Source organism: Ulvibacterium marinum (genome assembly GCF_003626755.1).
In the GTDB taxonomy this organism is placed as follows: domain Bacteria; phylum Bacteroidota; class Bacteroidia; order Flavobacteriales; family Flavobacteriaceae; genus Ulvibacterium; species Ulvibacterium marinum.
This window is the reverse complement of the sequence record NZ_RBCJ01000006.1, coordinates 1-18,800: the sequence shown is the minus strand read 5'-3', so window position 1 is coordinate 18,800 and position 18,800 is coordinate 1. Positions and strand designations below refer to the sequence as shown.

The 18,800-nt window shown below is 42.1% G+C and carries 11 protein-coding genes; 4 read left to right on the top strand and 7 right to left on the bottom strand.

Annotation, left to right across the window (positions count from 1 at the left end):
- Positions 1 to 64: 64 nt before the first annotated feature.
- Together D7Z94_RS23405 and D7Z94_RS23400 are read right to left on the bottom strand one after the other, a co-directional pair.
- The gene (locus D7Z94_RS23405; protein ID WP_120714086.1) at positions 65 to 1,924 is read right to left on the bottom strand and encodes a RagB/SusD family nutrient uptake outer membrane protein; all 1,860 of its coding nucleotides are present in this window, start codon (positions 1,922 to 1,924) and stop codon (positions 65 to 67) included.
- Between the two features lie 21 nt (positions 1,925 to 1,945).
- Positions 1,946 to 5,161: a SusC/RagA family TonB-linked outer membrane protein gene (locus D7Z94_RS23400; protein ID WP_158594713.1), complete on the bottom strand. Its 3,216-nt coding sequence runs from the start codon at positions 5,159 to 5,161 to the stop codon at positions 1,946 to 1,948.
- Positions 5,162 to 5,392: 231 nt separating this feature from the next.
- Between D7Z94_RS23400 and D7Z94_RS23395 the strand changes: the two genes are divergently transcribed.
- Both D7Z94_RS23395 and D7Z94_RS23390 read left to right on the top strand, forming a co-directional pair.
- Positions 5,393 to 6,409, top strand: a complete 1,017-nt coding sequence (locus tag D7Z94_RS23395; RefSeq protein WP_120714370.1) for a LacI family DNA-binding transcriptional regulator — start codon at positions 5,393 to 5,395, stop codon at positions 6,407 to 6,409.
- Positions 6,410 to 6,419: 10 nt separating this feature from the next.
- Complete coding sequence (locus tag D7Z94_RS23390; RefSeq protein ID WP_120714084.1) at positions 6,420 to 7,343, top strand: ThuA domain-containing protein; 924 nt, start codon at positions 6,420 to 6,422, stop codon at positions 7,341 to 7,343.
- A 17-nt stretch (positions 7,344 to 7,360) separates the two neighbouring features.
- On the opposite strand, the gene D7Z94_RS23385 is transcribed toward D7Z94_RS23390, so the two are convergent.
- From D7Z94_RS23385 to D7Z94_RS23375, 3 genes are read right to left on the bottom strand one after another with little or no spacing between them, the layout of a single operon-like run.
- A complete protein-coding gene (locus D7Z94_RS23385) occupies positions 7,361 to 8,425 on the bottom strand; it encodes an NHL repeat-containing protein (protein ID WP_120714083.1) in 1,065 nt (354 codons plus the stop codon).
- Between the two features lie 11 nt (positions 8,426 to 8,436).
- Positions 8,437 to 9,915, bottom strand: a complete 1,479-nt coding sequence (locus D7Z94_RS23380) for a DUF1501 domain-containing protein (RefSeq protein WP_120714082.1) — start codon at positions 9,913 to 9,915, stop codon at positions 8,437 to 8,439.
- 10 nt (positions 9,916 to 9,925) lie between these two features.
- Complete coding sequence (locus D7Z94_RS23375) at positions 9,926 to 13,162, bottom strand: DUF1553 domain-containing protein (protein WP_120714081.1); 3,237 nt, start codon at positions 13,160 to 13,162, stop codon at positions 9,926 to 9,928.
- Between the two features lie 117 nt (positions 13,163 to 13,279).
- On the opposite strand from D7Z94_RS23375, the gene D7Z94_RS23370 reads away from it, so the two are divergent.
- Entirely contained in the window at positions 13,280 to 14,488 is a 1,209-nt protein-coding gene (locus D7Z94_RS23370; protein WP_120714080.1) for a hypothetical protein, read from the top strand.
- Between the two features lie 48 nt (positions 14,489 to 14,536).
- Positions 14,537 to 15,367, top strand: a complete 831-nt coding sequence (locus tag D7Z94_RS23365) for a DUF6503 family protein (RefSeq protein WP_147415977.1) — start codon at positions 14,537 to 14,539, stop codon at positions 15,365 to 15,367.
- A 31-nt stretch (positions 15,368 to 15,398) separates the two neighbouring features.
- Here D7Z94_RS23365 and D7Z94_RS23360 read toward each other — a convergent pair whose 3' ends face one another.
- Positions 15,399 to 17,657, bottom strand: coding sequence for a DUF7133 domain-containing protein (locus D7Z94_RS23360; RefSeq protein ID WP_245967293.1), 2,259 nt, complete (start codon positions 17,655 to 17,657; stop codon positions 15,399 to 15,401).
- A 30-nt stretch (positions 17,658 to 17,687) separates the two neighbouring features.
- The gene (trhA, locus tag D7Z94_RS23355) at positions 17,688 to 18,320 is read right to left on the bottom strand and encodes a PAQR family membrane homeostasis protein TrhA (protein WP_120714077.1); all 633 of its coding nucleotides are present in this window, start codon (positions 18,318 to 18,320) and stop codon (positions 17,688 to 17,690) included.
- Positions 18,321 to 18,800: the final 480 nt, after the last annotated feature.

Here is an 18,800-nt window from a genome sequence, read left to right as displayed (position 1 = left end):
AGACAAAGGCTTAGGCGACGGAATTTAAGAAAAAACTAACAAACTCAAACTCACTCAACTTATATCATTCACCGGATTCAGGTATGCTGGTCAGCGGAGGAATATTGTTCTCCGCCCCTGGATATCCTTCGTTTTGGTTGATGGTACCCTGCGTATTTGCATTTATGGCCGGTGCGGGCACGGGCCACAATACATGATAAGGACTCATGGTAAACGCTACACCAAATATGGTTCGAAGTCCAGGAACGTTGTAAAAATCGGTTACATCCATAATACGGTCAAACCAAAAATTGGATTGCGAAAAATTATCCAAACTATAGGAAGTTCCTAGGTAAGATGTTCTTCCAGTTCTCGCAAAAATATAGGCTATACGTGTCAATTCCGTATTTCTAGGTTCCTCATAATAGAGTTCCCTGGCCCGTTCGTCCAAAATCACAGCAATATTAACATCGGATGCGTCTATTGGATCTGCCTCCGCCCTTTCGCGAACTGCATTGATATCCGCAGCGGCCATGGCGTTATTATTGTTCCAAAAATAAGCTTCGGCCCTTAACAGATAGGTTTCTGCCAAACGATAGATGTACCAATCCCCATGTCCTCCTGATGGTCTGGTGGCGGTAGGATCTTCCACGAACAATTTATACTGGGGAAAACCATACCAATTACGTATGGTATCCGAACACAAAGGCGTACCATCCGGTAGGTATAACTGTAAATTTTGGCCGTAAAATGAATTGCCATCTGCCAACAACTGAGGTTCGTTATAGACCAAATCCTCCATATCGATCCAATTCCCATTGTTACGATTATGTCTCTGGTCATTGTTGGCATCCTCCCAAACATCTATGGTGCTATAACGTGTACCCCGGTTTCTACCGATACCCCGGCCCACTTCCAAAACCAATGGGATATCCGCCAAGGGGTCGTCTGACATACCGTCCTGGCCATCTGGGGTATTGATAAATCGCCACCATAGCGGAACGGCCTGGCGCATAATACTGGTACCGCTACCGAAAGCACCCCTATCCCTAAACTCAAGCCGATCTATGGCCACTAAAATCCCTTCTGTATTGCCCGGGAGACTTTTGTTTTCTACTTGGTGTAAATCCCAGGTAACATCTTTATCAGCATTGGATTCATCGACCCCAAATCTGTTTCTCATGAGATCATAGTTGCCTCCATTGATAACTTGGGATGCTGATGCAATCGCCGCGTCAAAATCACCCAATGCCAAATTTACCTTGGTCAATAAGTGTAATACGGCACCTCTAGTGACCTCTCCGCCCGCAGCGGTTTCGTTAACCATGGGTACCGCCATATTAAGATCCTCTTGAATTTTCCTTAGGACAACATCCCTTTCGGTGGATACAAAATCCAATCGAGGTCCAGAGACCTCCTCCAAGACAAAGGGAATATCCCCAAATTGATGGGTAAGGCGATAATAGCGATATGCCCTATGGAACAAGGCCCTACCCAAGATATCGTTTCGCTGGGCCTCACTATCGAATTCGGCATCGTCCAATCGGTTTATTACGGTATTGGCGAATTTAATGCCTTCATAAAATTCCTCCCAAAACCATCCAATCTTGTTGGTGTTGGAACTGTTGAGGTTGGCATCCGGCAGAATCTGTGCATTCAAGTCCTGTGCAGGACCCGCTTTATCCGTAGTACCTTCTATGGCCACCTCGGAAAAAATGTTTTCCGTAATCATTGGGGCCCCGTCTCCATAAAACTCTGCCCTGATACCCGTTAGAGCTTGGGACAGCACGGCATTCAATCCTGCAGGAGTATTCAAGGCATTCTCAGGTGTAAAGAAGGATTTTGGTTCCTGTGTCAAGAATTCCTTGGTACACGAAAGTGGGATGCATGCCAAAACAAACAGTAGCACTACACTGTATCTGTATTTCTTACTTAAATTTTTCATAGTTCTATCTATTTCTTTTTATTATAAACTTATATCAAGACCCAGTGTAAAGAACCTTGGCACAGGTTCCCGACCATTACCCACCAATTGACCTTGACTATTCCTGCTAGCACCGTTAATATTGGAACCTTGGGGGTCATAGAAATCCCAGTCCGGTGCCCAAACAGCTACATTACGGACGTTACCATAAATGCGTACACTGTTTATCCTAAGCCTTGACAATAAAGCTTTTGGGAGTCTATATGCCAAGGTAATATTGCTCAATCGAATAAAGGAACTGCTCCGATAAATATCGAAGGCGGCACTACCATCATTGGAAAACAGACGTGCGTAGTCGTTCAAGGGGTTTTCCGGAGTCCAATAAGGGGTTACAGGAGAGTTTACCCGATCTACAAAACCATTTCTGTTCTTGGCCTCATTAAAGAGGCGTTTTTGGCCCAGATTGGAGTATAATTCAAAGGCAAAATCGATGTTCTTGAAAAATGTAAACCTATTCGTCATACCCCAAATGTACTGGGGAGCACGATTCCCTACGAAAACCTTATCATCATCATTCAAAATTCCGTTATTATCCACATCCCGAAGTTTAAAGTCGCCAGGTTCTACACCAAAAGCGGCCGCTTCATCAGCTTCGTCCAATTGCCATACCCCTAATTCCTCAAAATCCCAAATAATATCCACCGGCTGACCAATAAATCTTCTATTGGCAATATCGTCCAGTTCATTACCATTCTCGTCCAAATCCCCATAAAGCTCATTAATCTTGTTTCTGTTAAAGGAAAAGTTAAAATTAGTACTCCACGCAAAGTTCTCCCTATTAAAATTTTGAGTGGATATTACAAATTCCAACCCTTGGTTTTGTACTTCTCCCAAATTGGTAAAGACATTTTGAAATCCTGTAACATTGGGCAATTCGCGTTCAACTATTAAATCAGTAGTGATGTTTCTATAGGCATCGATCGATCCCTCAACAACACCTCCGGCAAAACTGAAATCCAGTCCCAAATTAACCGCTTTGGTCCTTTCCCAGCGCAAATCAGGGTTTTGAAGGGTAGTATTATTAAGGGTAGCTACCGGTATTACTCCGGAGTCACCTACATTAAGATAGTTGCCTGCCGCCAATTGGGATAATTGGGCATACGCTCCCAAACCGCGTTCAGGTGCAAAGGATCTAAAGCCTCCTGGACTGGGACTTGTATTGATTCGTCTTCCACTACCAAAACCCCGGTTTCCATTTTCACCATAGGAGGCTCTAAGTTTTAAAAAGGTGATGAGCTCGGACTTAAAGAAATCTTCCTCGGAAATGGTCCATGCGCCAGCAACAGAGGGAAAAAAACCTCTTTGATTGGCAACACCAAAGGCCGAATAACCGTCCCTACGCATGGTTAAACTTAGATTGTATCTAGAATCATAATTATAGTTCAGACGTGTCATTATGGCATCGCCCGTGGTCTCCTCATCATCCGAGAATACACCTTGGATAAGCCCCGCCTGTAAGGCACCAAAACCCAAAGCGTCATTGGGCTCAAAGGTATTGGAATTGGCGATGGTGGTAAAAGTTTGGTACTTTTCCGCATAGAAAAGGGCGGTCAAACCGAAGGTGTGTTTACCTAGGGTCTTATCCCAACGGATAATATTATCCAACTGATACTCCGTTTGCTTACGATTCCAACGTTGAGACCGCCCTACCTGATTGTTAGGGTTCAACGATGAGGCATGAACGAAGTATTCCTCAATATCCAACCGATTGGTATAACCCAATTCATAGGAGAAACCCAAAGGGAGTTTTACCTTGGCATATATTCGGGAATTGAAGGAGTGTTCCAAATCTACCCAATCATCGTAAGTAGGTCTTAAAAAGGCACTTTGGGCACCTGCCCCAGGGTCGTCCTGTGGACTGATTCTCAAGAATTCCCCGGAATCGTCAAACTCGGAACCCCAAGGGGAGGAGGAAAAAACCTGGTTTTGGTCAGCCGGTAAAAAGCCTTCGTCCCTTTTGGCAAATTGGGTGTTCATCCCCACGGTCAACCAATCGTTGATCTTGGCATCCAAATTCAAACGAGATCGCAAGGTCTCAAATTTATCGCCAGCGATTATGCCTTCATTGGACATACGACCTATGGACCAGTAGTAGTTCAGTCCACCATTGCTTCCGGAAATGCTCACGTTCTGCTCATTTCTAAAACCGGTCTGCATAATCCTATCATACCAATTGATACTATTGCCGGCCAAGTAATTATTGACCTCTACGTTTTGAAACCCTATTCTTGTCAACCAAACTGTTGTTGGATCTCCTTGTGCCCCGGTATAACCCAACCATTGATCTAGCGTAACCCCGGCCGGTAAGTTATTGGGGTTATCAAATATTCCGGGATTTTCTGAGGCTAACTGGCCTCGGCTACTCTTAAAAACATCTACCCTCCAGTTAGCATAACCTTCTGGACTATAAGGCCTAACAGGATTTGCTTCGCGGGTTATCCCCACACTGGTGTTGATGTTGATTATAGGCTTATCGCTTGTTCCCCTTTTTGTGGTTACCAAGATAACACCACTCGCTCCACGGGCTCCATAAACGGCTGCGGAACTAGCATCCTTTAATACATCCAGTTTATCAATATCTGCCGGATTAATATCGGAAAGGTCTCCCGTATACAAAATACCATCCACGACAATCAGAGGACTACTCCCTGCAGCCAAACTGTTGTTCCCCCGTATTTGGATTTCACTGCTTCCTTTTGGAGAAGCCGAAAATCCTATATTTAGACCGGCAACATTACCTCGTAAAACATCAGTGACTGTGTTAACAGATTGATTGGAAATCTGGGTAGCATCCAACTGTGCGACCGCCCCTGTTAAATCTTTTTTCTTAACGGCACCATAGCCCACCACAACAACCTCGTCTAAGGTTGAAGCCGTAGCCACCATAGTAACATTAATCGATGAGTTGCCCCCTACGGGTATTTCCTGGGCTTCAAAACCAATGTAAGTAAAAACCAAAGTAACATTGGCATTGGCGACCTCTATGGAATAGTTTCCATCAAAATCCGCGGACGTACCATTGGTAGTGCCTTTTTCTACCACGGCGGCTCCAGGTAAGGGCACTCCCGCATCATCCACTATTGTTCCCGTCACCGTAAAAGAGTCCTGACTATACGAAAATATAGTGAACATCACGGCAAAAAAGCATAGAATCCATGCCTTTTTTGGAACTTTCGCTTTTTCAAATAAGTGTTTCATAAAATCGGTCATTTAAGTTTAGAATGTTGAATTGTTAAACAAATCTAAACAAAAATCGCATTAATGCAATCGATTGCGTAAAAATTTATGAAACAAATGGTTTTTTTAACGCAATAAATGTTAAATAGGTATTTCAAGTCCTCTTAAAATGGATTAAATACAAGTTTTTATCTGCTTTTTTTCTAGATTCCATATTTGTTGCGTATTATTGTTGCATTAAGTGCGGCCATTATGGGTAAAAAAATTACGATTTACGACTTGGCAAAAAAGCTCAATGTCTCCCCGGCAACGGTGAGTAGAAGTTTGAACGATCATCCATCCATAAGCAAAAAAACCAAGGAAAAAATAATTGACGCGGCCAAATCCTTGGGCTACCGCACCAATAAATTTGCCGCTAACCTCAGCCAACAAAAATCCAATACCATTGGTGTAATCGTGCCAAGGTTGAATTCCAATTTCATGTCTACCGTACTGGCGGGCATAGAAAAAGTGGCCAACGATGTAGGTTATAACCTTATTATTAGTCAATCCCTGGAATCGGCCGAAAAGGAGGTATTGAATGCCAAGACCTTATATGATAGTGGGGTGGATGCACTCATGATTTCTTTGGCCTATGGAACCGAAAACTTTGATCATCTTACCACATTTATAGATCGAAAGATACCTCTATTGTTTTTTGACCGGGTATTTGACCTGCCTAATTGCCCTACCATTTTAATTGATAATGAAGCTGCGGGCTATGAGGCCACGGAACATTTAATAAATCAGGGTTGCACCAATATCCTACATATTGCCGGGGGTTTGAAAAGAAATGTATATTGCCAAAGGTTCAAGGGCTATAAAAGGGCTTTGGAAAAATATGGCATTACCTTTAAAGAGGATAACTTGGTTGAAGTAGACCTGGATTTAAGCAGGGTACCGGAAGTAATAACCCATATAAAGGAATCCGACCCAAAAATTGATGGGCTGTTCGTGGCCAATGATACCTTTGCAGTCCATTGCATCAAAGAACTCAAAAAAGAAGGATATAACATTCCCCAGGATATAAAAGTCATGGGTTTCAATAATGACCCAGTATCCGAGGTCATTAGCCCTAATCTGAGTACAATGGACTATCCTGGCTATAAAATGGGCGTTTTGGCCGGGCAAAGTATTATTGGGCATTTAAACGGTGCAATAAACCTACAGTCCGCAAACCAAATTACCCTTAGGCATACCTTGATAATTCGGGAATCTACCCAAAAATAATCGGCTTATTATGAAAAAAGTAACATTAACCGCTCTACTATCCATTTTTTGTTTGCTTGCCAAAGCACAGAACATTCAAGAGTTTGAGCCCAATGATGAATGGTTGGCCAAAATAGAAAAAATTGCACCGAACGAACCAACGGTCAAAAATGTAAGTAAAAAGAAAATCCTGGTCTTTTCCAAAGCGACTGGGTTCTACCATTGGACCATCCCACATAATATTGAGATGCTAAAAATTCTTGCCAAAAAGACCAAAATCTTTGAGGTTCATGTGGGTTACGATATTCAAAAATTCGAAAAGAAAAGCCTCAAAAACTATGATGCCGTGGTTTTTAACAATTGTAACCCCAGTGGCCCGGATAGAGATCTTTTTGCCGATTTGCTCCGTCAAAACACATCATTGTCCGATGCCGAAATTAAAATCAAGGCTCCAGCATATGAGGAGAATATGATGAACTATGTCAAAAAGGGAGGTGGGCTAATGATACTGCATGGCGCCATTACCGTGCAGAACAATTCAATGGAATTCAGTAAAATGACGGGAGGCAGCTTTGACTACCATCCCAAGCAACAGGAAATGCATGTGAAGGAAGTAGATACAAACCATCCCCTGGTCCGAGCTTTCAAGGGAAAGGGACTTACTCATGTAGACGAACCTTATTTTTTTAAAAATGCTTATTTCGACTACAATTTTAGGCCGCTACTGTATATTGAAGTAGACCAATTAGAAGATGTAAGAAAAGCGGTTAATAACAACATCAATTACGTTTCCTGGATTAAAAGATACGGTAAGGGACGGGTGTTCTATTCTTCTCCCTCCCATAATGCACAGAGTTTGGAAAATCCGGAATTGTTACAATACTTTTTGGACGGTCTCCAGTATGTTTTGGGGGATTTGAAGTGTGACGATTCCCCCATGGGAAAACCAAAGTGAAAATCAACTCCTAGGGCTTACACCCGATGTAATTTATAGGGATACACTCCTCCGGCATTCCACTGGCATACATAAAGGTTTTTATCCCGATCTACACAAACATCGTGGCAGTGTTTAAAAATAGGTTGATCTTGGAGCATCAATTGCAATTTGCCATTTTCATAGATGGGTTCAGTACCCCCTGGGTTGGAGATTACTTTATTGTCCTTATCCAAAATTGTAACAAACCCCTTATTTAGCTGCATATTGTAATTACCCTCTTCCATCCCGAAACAGACTCCGGAATAAATATTCTCACCGTCCAAGATGGGTCGACTTATGAATAGGCCTGGCATATAAAACGTCTCCAAGTATTCCCCATCCAAGGAAAACCGTTTAAATGAGTTCTTTATCCTCGCGGAACAAATCAAGGTAGGATTGCCCGGATTCCTAATGTCCAATGCTACGCCATGGGCCTGCTTAAACTTGGACTCCTGCAAAAAGCTATCACCCCCAAATTTCCGAATAAACTTTCCCTTTGCATCATACTGCAGGATAAATTGCGAGCCATAACCATCGGCTACATAAATATCTCCATTGGGGCCTATGGCCGTTTCCGTTGGTCGAAAAGCTGATTTCTCATCGTAAGCCCCAATCCTTGAGGGATGGTCCAATTCCATGACAATTTTACCATCGAGTGTGCTTTTTATGACCCTGCCCAGCCCAGGATCGGTGATATATAGAAATTCATCTCCCCCTTCATCATGCAGGGTAAGACCATGTGCTCCAGGTAAATCCAAGGTCCAATGATCCAAAAGTTTTCCGGAGGTATCATAAACCAGAATATTATTCTTCGGATGATCTGTGAGCATGTAAAGCCTTTCTTGACCATTCATTACCATTTCATGGCAATTATTCACAGGATACTTCTCGGGATTTAAATCTCCCCATTCCTTTTCCAAACGGTATTTAAAATCACCATGCCCAAGAATAGTTCCGGCTAATCTTGCTTTTGTGGGCATAATATAGAAGGGAACCGACGTAAAGGCCAAAGTAGCCCCACTGGTCCTTGCTGTTTTTCTTAAAAATTTTCTTCTGTCCATGAATCTCTTGGTTACGCTAAAATATCCTTTACCACATGCCCATGTACATCGGTCAAGCGGTATCTTCTGCCTTGATGTTTAAAGGTAAGTCTTTCATGATCTATACCCAACAGGTGCATCAAGGTTGCCTGAAAGTCATGAACATGTACCCCGTTCTGTACCACATTGTAACTAAACTCATCCGTTTGGCCGTAGACCATGCCTGGTTTAACCCCGGCGCCGGCCATCCACATGGTGAAACAACCCGGGTGGTGGTCCCGGCCATAATTATCGGCTGTTAATCTGCCCTGTGAAAAACTGGTACGGCCAAATTCACCGCCCCAGATCACCAGAGTGTCCTCCAAAAGCCCTCTTTGTTTTAAATCGGTAATGAGTCCGGCAGTGGCCTGATCTGTGCTTAAAGCCTGTCGTTTAATCCCCCCTGGGAGTCCACCATGTTGGTCCCAACCCATATGATATAATTGGATGAATTTCACATCCTTTTCGGCCAAACGCCTTGCCTGAAGACAATTGGCCGCATAGGTACCGGGTATCTTCGCATCCTCACCATACAATTCATAAATATGGTCCGGCTCATTGGAAGTGTCTACTGCATCCGGCACCGAGCTTTGCATGCGGTATGCCATTTCGTATTGGTTGATCTTTGATTGAATTTCTGGGTCTTTCCAAATATCATACTGATGGTTGTTCAATTTCGATATATAATCTAATGCCCTTCTACGATCATGGTCATGAACACCATGTGGATTGTTTAAATATAGAACGGGATCTTTACCGGATCGAAACTGTACCCCTTGATGATGGGACGGAAGAAAACCATTGCCCCAAGCGGCCGAACTCAGTGGCTGGGCACCCCCACCTTTTGAAAGCATTACCACAAAATTGGGCAAGTCTTTGTTGTCACTCCCCAGTCCATAGCTTAACCAGGAACCAATGGAAGGCCTACCGCTTAATTGTGATCCTGTCTGTAAGAACATTACGGCAGGCTCATGGTTAATAGCCTCCGTATACATGGATTTAATAATACAAAGGTCATCAGCAACCTTTGCCGTATAGGGGAACAATTCACTGACCCAAGCTCCTGATTGACCGTATTGTTTGAAATTATAAATCGATTGTACCAATGGAAATGTGGACTGGGACGTAACCATTCCCGAGTTTCTTTGGGTCCCTCGTACAGAATCCGGAATTTCCTGTCCGTGCCATTTGGCCAATTCTGGTTTGTAATCAAAGGTTTCTATTTGGGAAGGTCCACCACTCTGGAACAAATAAATGATACGCTTTGCCTTTGCCGGAAAATGTGTGCCATTCAATACTCCACCGTCACCATTCACTATAGGAACTTTCTTAGAACCCAATAAATCATTGGCAAAGGAATTCGTTGGTCCCAATAGACTTGACAGTGCTATGGAACCAAAGCCTAATGAGGCCTTTTTTAGGAAACCTCTTCGGGTATCTTCAAATTTTTGATTTTCCTGAAACTCGTTCATAACATACAATTTATCTTAAGGTATACCCTTCCGAAGTATTCATAATTCCGTTAATGACAGTGGCCAAGGCTGCTACTTGGATCGGATCGGAGGTATTTTTTATTTTTGCATCGCCCATGCCCAAGTATGCCATGGCATCTTCTTTTTTTGCCAGAAAGCGCTCCAGTTCATCACCATAGAACTTTTTCAATAGGTTCAATTCCAACGATTTGGGCGCACGTCCCGTACTTAATTGAAATGCTTGCTCCAATTGCTCTTCGGTATGATCTCCAACTTCCTCGATGATGTTTTCGGCCAATATATAGGAAGCTTCAACAAACTGTGGGTCGTTCAGCAACACCAATGCCTGCAAAGGAGTGCTTGTTTGTCTCCTACTTACCGTGCATACACTTCGGTCCCCAACATCAAAAATTTGCATGGAAGGTGGAGCCGATGTGCGCTTCCAAATGGTATAGAGACTTCTCCGGTAGAGCCCTTCCCCAGGTTCTTGTTTATATCTGTAACGCCAAGGTTTATTGCTGATTTCATCCCATAAGCCTTCGGGTTGATAGGGATACACGCTGGGACCCCCAACTTTTGGAGAAAGTAATCCGCTTATGGCCAAGGCATTGTCCCTTACCATTTCGGCGGTCATGCGCCGACTGGGGCCTCGTGCCAATAATACATTGTCGGTGTCTATTTCAAGTAGTTCCGGCCTCACTTCGGAACTCTGCTGATAAGTAGCGGACATGACCATAAATTTGTGCATTTTTTTGATGTCCCAGCCAGATTCCATGAACTCAACGGCCAGCCAATCCAATAATTTAGGATGCGATGGAAGATTTCCCTGATTACCAAAGTCATCGGATGTGGCCACAAGACCACGACCAAAATGCATTTGCCATAATCGATTAACAAAAACCCTAGATGTCAAGGGATTATTCTCATCGAACAACCAATTGGTAAGCCCCAATCTATTTCTTGGTAAATCTTCACCAAAAGGCATAACAGCTTCCGGTACATCGGGAACCACTTCTTCCGTAGGCGCATCGTACATGCCACGGTCAAGTATATATGTGGGTCGAGGATCTGGGAGGTCTCCAAGGACCATAATCTCCTTGATAGGTTCCAACTCCTGTATTCTTTCCTTCCGTAACTTTTGCAACTTCTTTCGCTTCGCTTCGGTTTCTTGATCTATACTGGTATAATAGAAGTCGGTTAGGAAATCGCTATTCTTCTCCTCTTTAACTAATTTTAAAGCTTCCTCAGGGACAATATCATACAAGACTTCCAAGGCCGATAATTCCCTATCATAAATTCTAAGATTGTCAATTCCGCCGTCCTTAAAAGTTTTGAACTTATCCCGAACGCCCATCGTAAAACCATAAAACGGATAGTTATGGACGTTTTTTCGAAACAATATGGATTTATATAGGTTATTGATTTCGATTTCGACAGGAGCTTCCTTGCCATTTATATAGATATGTACACCCTCCGCTCTGGCAAGCCCATCATAGGAAACTGTGATATTACTCCATTCTTTTTCAGGAATAGGTTTTTTGGTCTTCACCTGCATGGCATTACTGGGCCAGGAACGAGCCATAATAAATTTTAAATGATTGTTCTCCAAATGCATGGAATATCCCTTTAAACCCAATCGGGTTTCTTCGCAATGGGTAAAAAGGGAAGCCTCTTCATAAAGTGTATCCGGAAAGACGCTAACCGATACCGTAAAGGGATCGGATTGGTCAAACCAGCCTACTTTCTTAGGTAAAGTAATGGCGGTGTAATCGTTAAAGAATACTGCTTTTCCATTTGCCCCCTTTTTAAGTTCGGGTTCTTTAATGACGGTCATATTCCCACTTTGATCACCGCTTTTGGTCAACAAGGTTTTCTTATCCTCCGGGATAAAGCTATCAAAATTCAGTTGGGCCACTAGACCTTTTTGAAGCCCCCTTTGTAAGTGGGCATCGAGATTGGTTTTAAGTTTGGTGACCGGTATTCCCTTGAGCTTTTCGTTCTGTACGGAAACCAATTCCTTCTTGGCCACTTTGATATTGGTATCAATATATTGCAATACCTTCTCCTGCTCCTCGTTGGTTAATAAAAGCGATGGCCCCGGAACTTGGCCCGGGCCATATACCGCTGTACCCAGCTCGTTCGTACTATTGAAAAAGGCAAATAGTTCGTAGTGATCTTTTTGACTGATAGGATCATATTTATGATCATGGCATCGGGCACATTCCACACTCAGTCCCAAAAATGCCTTACCCACCGATAGGGTACGATCGGCCACGTATTCTACGCGGTACTCTTCAAAAACGATACCGGCCTCCGAGTTTCGTTTATGCAATCTATTGAAGGCTGTAGCTAGTTTACTTTCCTGGGTTGGATTTTCAATAAGATCCCCCGCCAACTGCCAGGTGGTGAACTGTTCATAGGACATATTTTTATTGAAGGCCTTGATGACCCAATCTCGGTACGGGCTAAAATCCCGGTGTTTGTCGTCCAAATATCCATCACTATCCGCATACCTAGCGACATCCATCCATTCCGAGGCCATACGCTCCCCATAGGCCGGAGAGGCCAAAAGCCGATCTACCACCTTCTCGTAAGCTTGATCGGTAGTATCGTTCACAAAGTCTTGTATCTGTTGTAAGGTTGGGGGTAGGCCGATCAGATCAAAGTTCAATCTCCGAATCAAACTTTCCTTGGTCGCTCTTACGGAAGGTTTCAGTTTTTCCTTGTCCAACTTGTTTCCAATAAAAAAATCAATTTCATTATTGGTCCAATCTTTAGTGGAAACCTTTGGTAATTCTTCTTTTTTTGGTGCAATGAAAGACCAATGGGGTTTGTATTCCGCACCCTGTTCTACCCACTTGACCAAGGTTGCAATTTCCCTTTCGCTCAACTCCACCTTAAACTCCGGCGAAGGCATTTTAACCTCCGGATCCTCGGAGAGCATGCGCTTTACAATTTCGCTCTTCCCTGGTCTACCCGGTACTACGGGATGTTTCCCGGACCCCTCTAAAGCTTCATAGGCATTTTCAGCAATATCAAGGCGAAGCCCAGCTTTCTGATTTGCCATATCCGGACCGTGACAAGCAAAGCACTTATCGGAAAGTATGGGTTTTACGTGATAATTAAAATCGATTTGATCCGGGAGTTCCTCATAAGCGGTTTCAATTAAATCTGGAGGGTTCCAAGTACAATTGGAGAAGATTATCACCGATAAACACCCTAGTATTAGCTTTCTGTATCCCGTCATAATTAATTGTCAGTCAATCAAATATAATTATAATGCTACGCGAAGCTAAGGTGTAAAAACAGTTTTATTAACTGTTAATAATAAATTCATACCTTTAGTAAAACGTAGGTTTGGCACATGTTAAAAGAGGATTTTCACGGTATTGTTGAAAAAATCATAGCCAGTAAATCTTTCGGTAGATCGGATACCTATGCCAATCTTTTAAGGTACTTAGTGGCTTGTTCCCTAAATAAAAATATCCCCAAGGAAACCACTATCGCATCTGAAATTTTCGGAAAAACCGAATTCGATCCCTCGCAAAGCACTTTAATTCGAGTATATGTTTATAATCTACGTAAAAAATTAAAGACCTACTATCAAAATGAAGGTGATGCCGATGAAAAAAGATTAACGATACCCAAAGGAAGCTATGCCATTGAAGTTATTGAAAGGAAGAATGCCATTTCAGATCAGTCCGTACCTCGTAGTAAAAAATGGATAATCCCGCTACTTGCAATATTGTTTATATCACTTTCATTGAATCTCTATCTAGGCACTTTGAACAATAAAAGACCAATAGTAAACGAAGACGGACTTTGGGGGGATTTAATGCATAGCAAACTTCCTACTATGTTGATAATGGGCGATCTTTTTGTTTATAACGAAAGGGATACCGCAATACAATTGACGCGCACTATACGGGATCCAGGCATAAATTCCCTACAGGAGTTCGAGATGTTCAAATCAACCAATACAAGAACCCATACCGAAATTGAGCCATTAACGTATACACATCTTATATTAGGTAGTGCTCAATGGATAAGAAAACTCTCGGAGGTTTTTTACTCGATCGATAAAAGCTATGTTATTCGCACCATGTCCAGATTCAACCCAAAACAACTTCAAGACTATGATATTATAGTCGTTGGCATGCAAAAAACTTTGGGCGTCTTTAAGTCGTTTTATAAAGATTCGGCTTTTGACTATGATGTGGAAAATGACGCATTTCTATATAATACTGATGGAAATGGGGAGACCCTTATTTACAAACCAAGTGGAAATGCGGATTCATATCACACGGACTATAGCCTCTTGACCAAAGTTCCGGGACCAAACGGCAATACCATTTATCTTTTCTCAGGAATTTGGGATACGGGTGCCACACAAAGCCTTAAGAATTTTACCGAAGCAAAATTATTGCAAGGATTAGAGGCGGAACTGCAATCTAAATTTGGCCGATTGCCCAAATACTATGAAGTTTTTTTTGAGGTCAACGGAATTGACAGAATGGAACTCAGCAGCAAAATATTATATGTCCATGAGTTAAATTATGATTCCGAACCTTAGCCATTTCAAGAATAAAACGTAATATTAATCTTCTAAATCATCAATGCCTTGAGAGAAATAAAAACATGGTTGGGATGTACTGCACTAATTTTAGTGCTTGCTTGTAAAACCGAAAAAAAGGCGGACACTAGTGCCTCCGAAGAACCCCAGAAAAGTGACCCAATTATTCTAAGTCCAGAAGAAAAACAGGGAATGGAACTCCTTGAGAACTGTCTCAAGGCCCATGGAGGAATGGATATCTGGAAATCCTTTGTAGGATTGGAATACAACCTTAATGATAATGGAAAACAAGTCTATCAACTTACCCATTTAAAGGACAGACGTGCTTACCTTAAATCAAAAAAATATGAGGTTGGTTTTGACGGAAAAGTTGCTTGGGCAGTCCCTAATGCAAATGAAGTATCCGGGAAATCTGCCGCTTTTTATTACAATTTGGATTTTTATTTCATCGGTGTACCCTTTCTTTTAAAAGACCCTGGGGTGAACATAAGTTATGCGGGGAAAACCAAAATCGATGACCGGACATTCGAATCCTTAAAAGTGACATTCGGTTCGGAAGTGGGCCTTACCCCGGAGGATGTGTACTATCTATATATAAATCCAGAAACCTATCTTATGGAAATCCTCACCTATTCCATTTCCTATTTCGATAAGGAAAATTCCGTAGTGAGCAGTGCAAAGGTCTATTCCGACTATAAAAAAGTGCAAGGGCTAATGATGCCCCATAAAATGGAAAACTTTGAATGGAACGATGGGGCAATGGGCAAAAGCAAGAACCACTTACGCATTTTTAGCGACATTCAATTCTTAAAGGAGATTTCAAACGAAGAAGTTTTTGAAGTACCGCAAGATGCGGTTATCGAAAGGTTGGAGGTTTAAGTTTTTGTACGGTAGCGAAATTGACAAGACCTCACTTTTTTGAATATTCCAACAGCTCCTTCATAGTATATTCCGAACCGCTCCTAGATTTTGTACTCCGAAGTTCGCCTACTTTTTCTTCTGTAAGTGCTTTGGGGTTGTCGGAAAAAGCATTGGTCACATAGGAAATGATGTCCGCAATATCTTTGTCCGTTATATTTTCATTTCTGATGAGGCCAGGCATGGCAAGATTAAAATTATAGGGTTCCTCATTTACCTCTATTGGTCCTTCCAATCCATGAAGTATGATTAATCCCAATCTTTCAGAATCCACGACATGTTCGGAATTCATAAGGGGCGGTGCCAAACCTTGGATGCCTTGCCCATTGATGCCGTGGCAAGAAGCACAGATTTCAAAGAACATTTTGGCTCCGTGTGTTCTATTGTCCACGGCCAGGGAAGCTCTAGTGAAAATGGGATTCATGGTTCCCTTTTCTCGTTGCTCGATAATTCTTGTCAGCAATGACATAAATTGCACATCGTCAAAATCAGGCAATATGGCCAAAGACTCCTTCACATACAATTCATGCTCCGCTAGCCCACTCGAAATTGCCTCGTGAAAAATAGGTTTGTTTGGATATCTGCTAAGCAACGTGACCATTTGAGGAAAGAAGCGCTCCTTGTCCACACCCATCCATAAGCCCAATGAACTACCTAGGTAAAGGTCAATACCACTATTCTCGCGCTCAATCAAGTCTTTAAAAAGCAACTCGGCATTTCTACTGTTTTCTTTGGATACATATGCTTCCAGCAAAACAACTGCGTGTATAACAACATCGGCAGAACCTTTCTTCGCCACGTCAACTAAAAAATCGAAGGAAAGGGCATCCAACCCCTCCAAAGCATACAACGCATGAATTTTGGCCAATGGATTTCCCTCTTGTAACACCAAATTTTTCAAACTTTCTATTGCTTCCCCTTTTTCCTTGAAAATCAAATAGTGTTGGGCCCGACTACGTATCCATCCATTCTTGTGTTGTAATAGAATTACAAGCTGTTCTGTGCTTAAAGTGCCAAAATCTGGAAGGGGCTCGGCCACGTTCGTTCCACTTTGCACCTTTAGAATACGGCCAAAATTAATGAGGGTATCCAATTGATTCCCCTTTACTTTCTGCTTTAAATAGGGACTTAAATAAGCGTGATGCCCAATCATACCGCGATGCATATCCACTATATACATACTACCGTCCGGGCCATTGTTCAAATTTACGGGACGGAAACCTTCATCGGTCGAAGCCAAAAATTCCCGGTCTTCCCATGCCTGTTGCGCTATTGTAGAATCTCCTGTAAATCTCAAAATATTCCGTTTGATCAAATTTCCCTCGGGAATGCAGACAAATACATTCTGTTCATAGTCTTTAGGGAATGTTCCTCCTCTATATACCAATGGTCCACAAGCAGCGGTGGCATTTACAAGAATGCTGTCCTTGTTCAAAACACCTTCGGCATATCCCCTATTCACGGTAGTTGCGTGTAGCGGATATACACGCTGATCTTTGGTAAGCATTTGATCCACAGCTGCTTTGGGTGTCAAATATGGATTGCGTACCATGCGATTTGGCAGGACATGATCTCCTAATAATTGTCTTGAATTATCATTGTAGTACAATCTTCCGAAATTGTCATGACTTATTCCCCACTGCCCCCGGAAGGTAGTTGGTTCCTTTTCCCAAACCCCATCTTTTCTACGGTATCGAAAATTCGATTTGGCATTGTAGATCCAATTATCGATGTTTAAAAGCAGTCCGTTAGGTTGGTGTTCAGGGTTTCCCTCTGCTGCGTAAATCGAATCGACAAGCACCTTATGTACAGGTTTGTCATCTTCAATCTCAACGAACCATAGTTTAGGAGGCTCTGCATACAACAATCCACCATAAACATGGGCCAAGGCTCGGGGCATAACAAGACTATCAAGAAATATTTTGGAATGGTCAACCACACCATCCCTGTCCAAGTCCTCCAAAATTTTGATATTTCCTACGGGATTGGTTTCATCGCTTCCCTGCATATCATTCATATAACCAGGTATTTGGGTGACCCAAATCCTACCTCTGGTATCAAAATCAATAGCTACAGGTGCTTTTAAGTGTGGTTCCGAAGCGACCACTTGTAGCGTAAAACCATTCTCCAGTTGGTATTCATCCAAAAGAATTTTAGGCTCTTCATAAGAAGTTCTGCAACCGAATACTAAAAGTACCCACAAAAAACAGCCTTTGATTTTCAATTCCCTTATTTTATCAAATGTCATCATATCACAAATTGTTCCCTTTTTCAACTTCGGTCATACAACGTTTTTATATATAAAAAACCAATGGCTAATTGCTCCACCCAAAACGAATAGATGCCAAATGAAATGGTTATAGGGTATTCTTTCCCAAGCATAGAATAAAATTCCCAATGTATAAAAAGCGCCCCCAGCGAATAAAAGCCAAATTCCCAGTGTTGTTGTTCTTTCCAAAAGATTTTCAAAATCTATTATGATAAGCCAACCCATCACCAAATAAAGAAGCAGAGAAACCAATTCATACTTCCCGGTGTAAAATAATTTAAGGACCGTTCCCAGGGCAGCAATACTCCAAACCGTATAAAAAATACACCACCCATTGCCACTTTCCAAAGTGATAATGGTCAATGGTGTGTAAGTACCAGCGATCAGAAAATAAATAGTAATATGATCCAGAATCCGTAATCGGTGTTTAAGCGTGGAACTTTGTACTGCATGATACAGTGTGGACACCACGAACATGGAAATCAAGGTAAGGCTATAGAGTACTATTCCAAAAGTTGCGTAAATCGTTTTGTATGAATTGGTCTTGAGAAGAAGAAAAAGTCCAAAAAGGGCTAGAATTGCGCCAAAACCATGGGAAATGGCATTACCTTTTTCTTCCCATTTGTAAAATTGTTCTTTTGGCATTCTAAAAATCAAAATTTGTCCATGAAGACCATTAGGTTTAATTGCCTAATCGTATCACGTAATTGACCGATACCGGTATACCTTGAAAAATCCTGTTTATTATAAATAGTTATGGATTTACTGACTATATGAGAATTCCAGTGCACATGTTAGTTAGAGCATTGTGAAACCATATAATTCCTAAAGAATACACCGTATTTCAAATAGCTGCAAGTATACAAAAAAGTATTCTTTGTAAGCCAGATTTATTTTTCCATAAAAATACTAAAGGAAAGACGTAAGGATAGCGCTTTATCCTATAAAAGTTGATATATAGATCATATGAAAATTTATGGATGAAATATTCTCTGAAAATTCCATCTTCGGAAAGAAACAGGTATAAAAAAAGCCCCCCTCCACTGTTATGTGGAGGGGGGCCTTGAGGAAGGCGGCTCCCTACTCTCCCGCCCTTTCGGGCAGTACCATCGGCGCTGGCGGGCT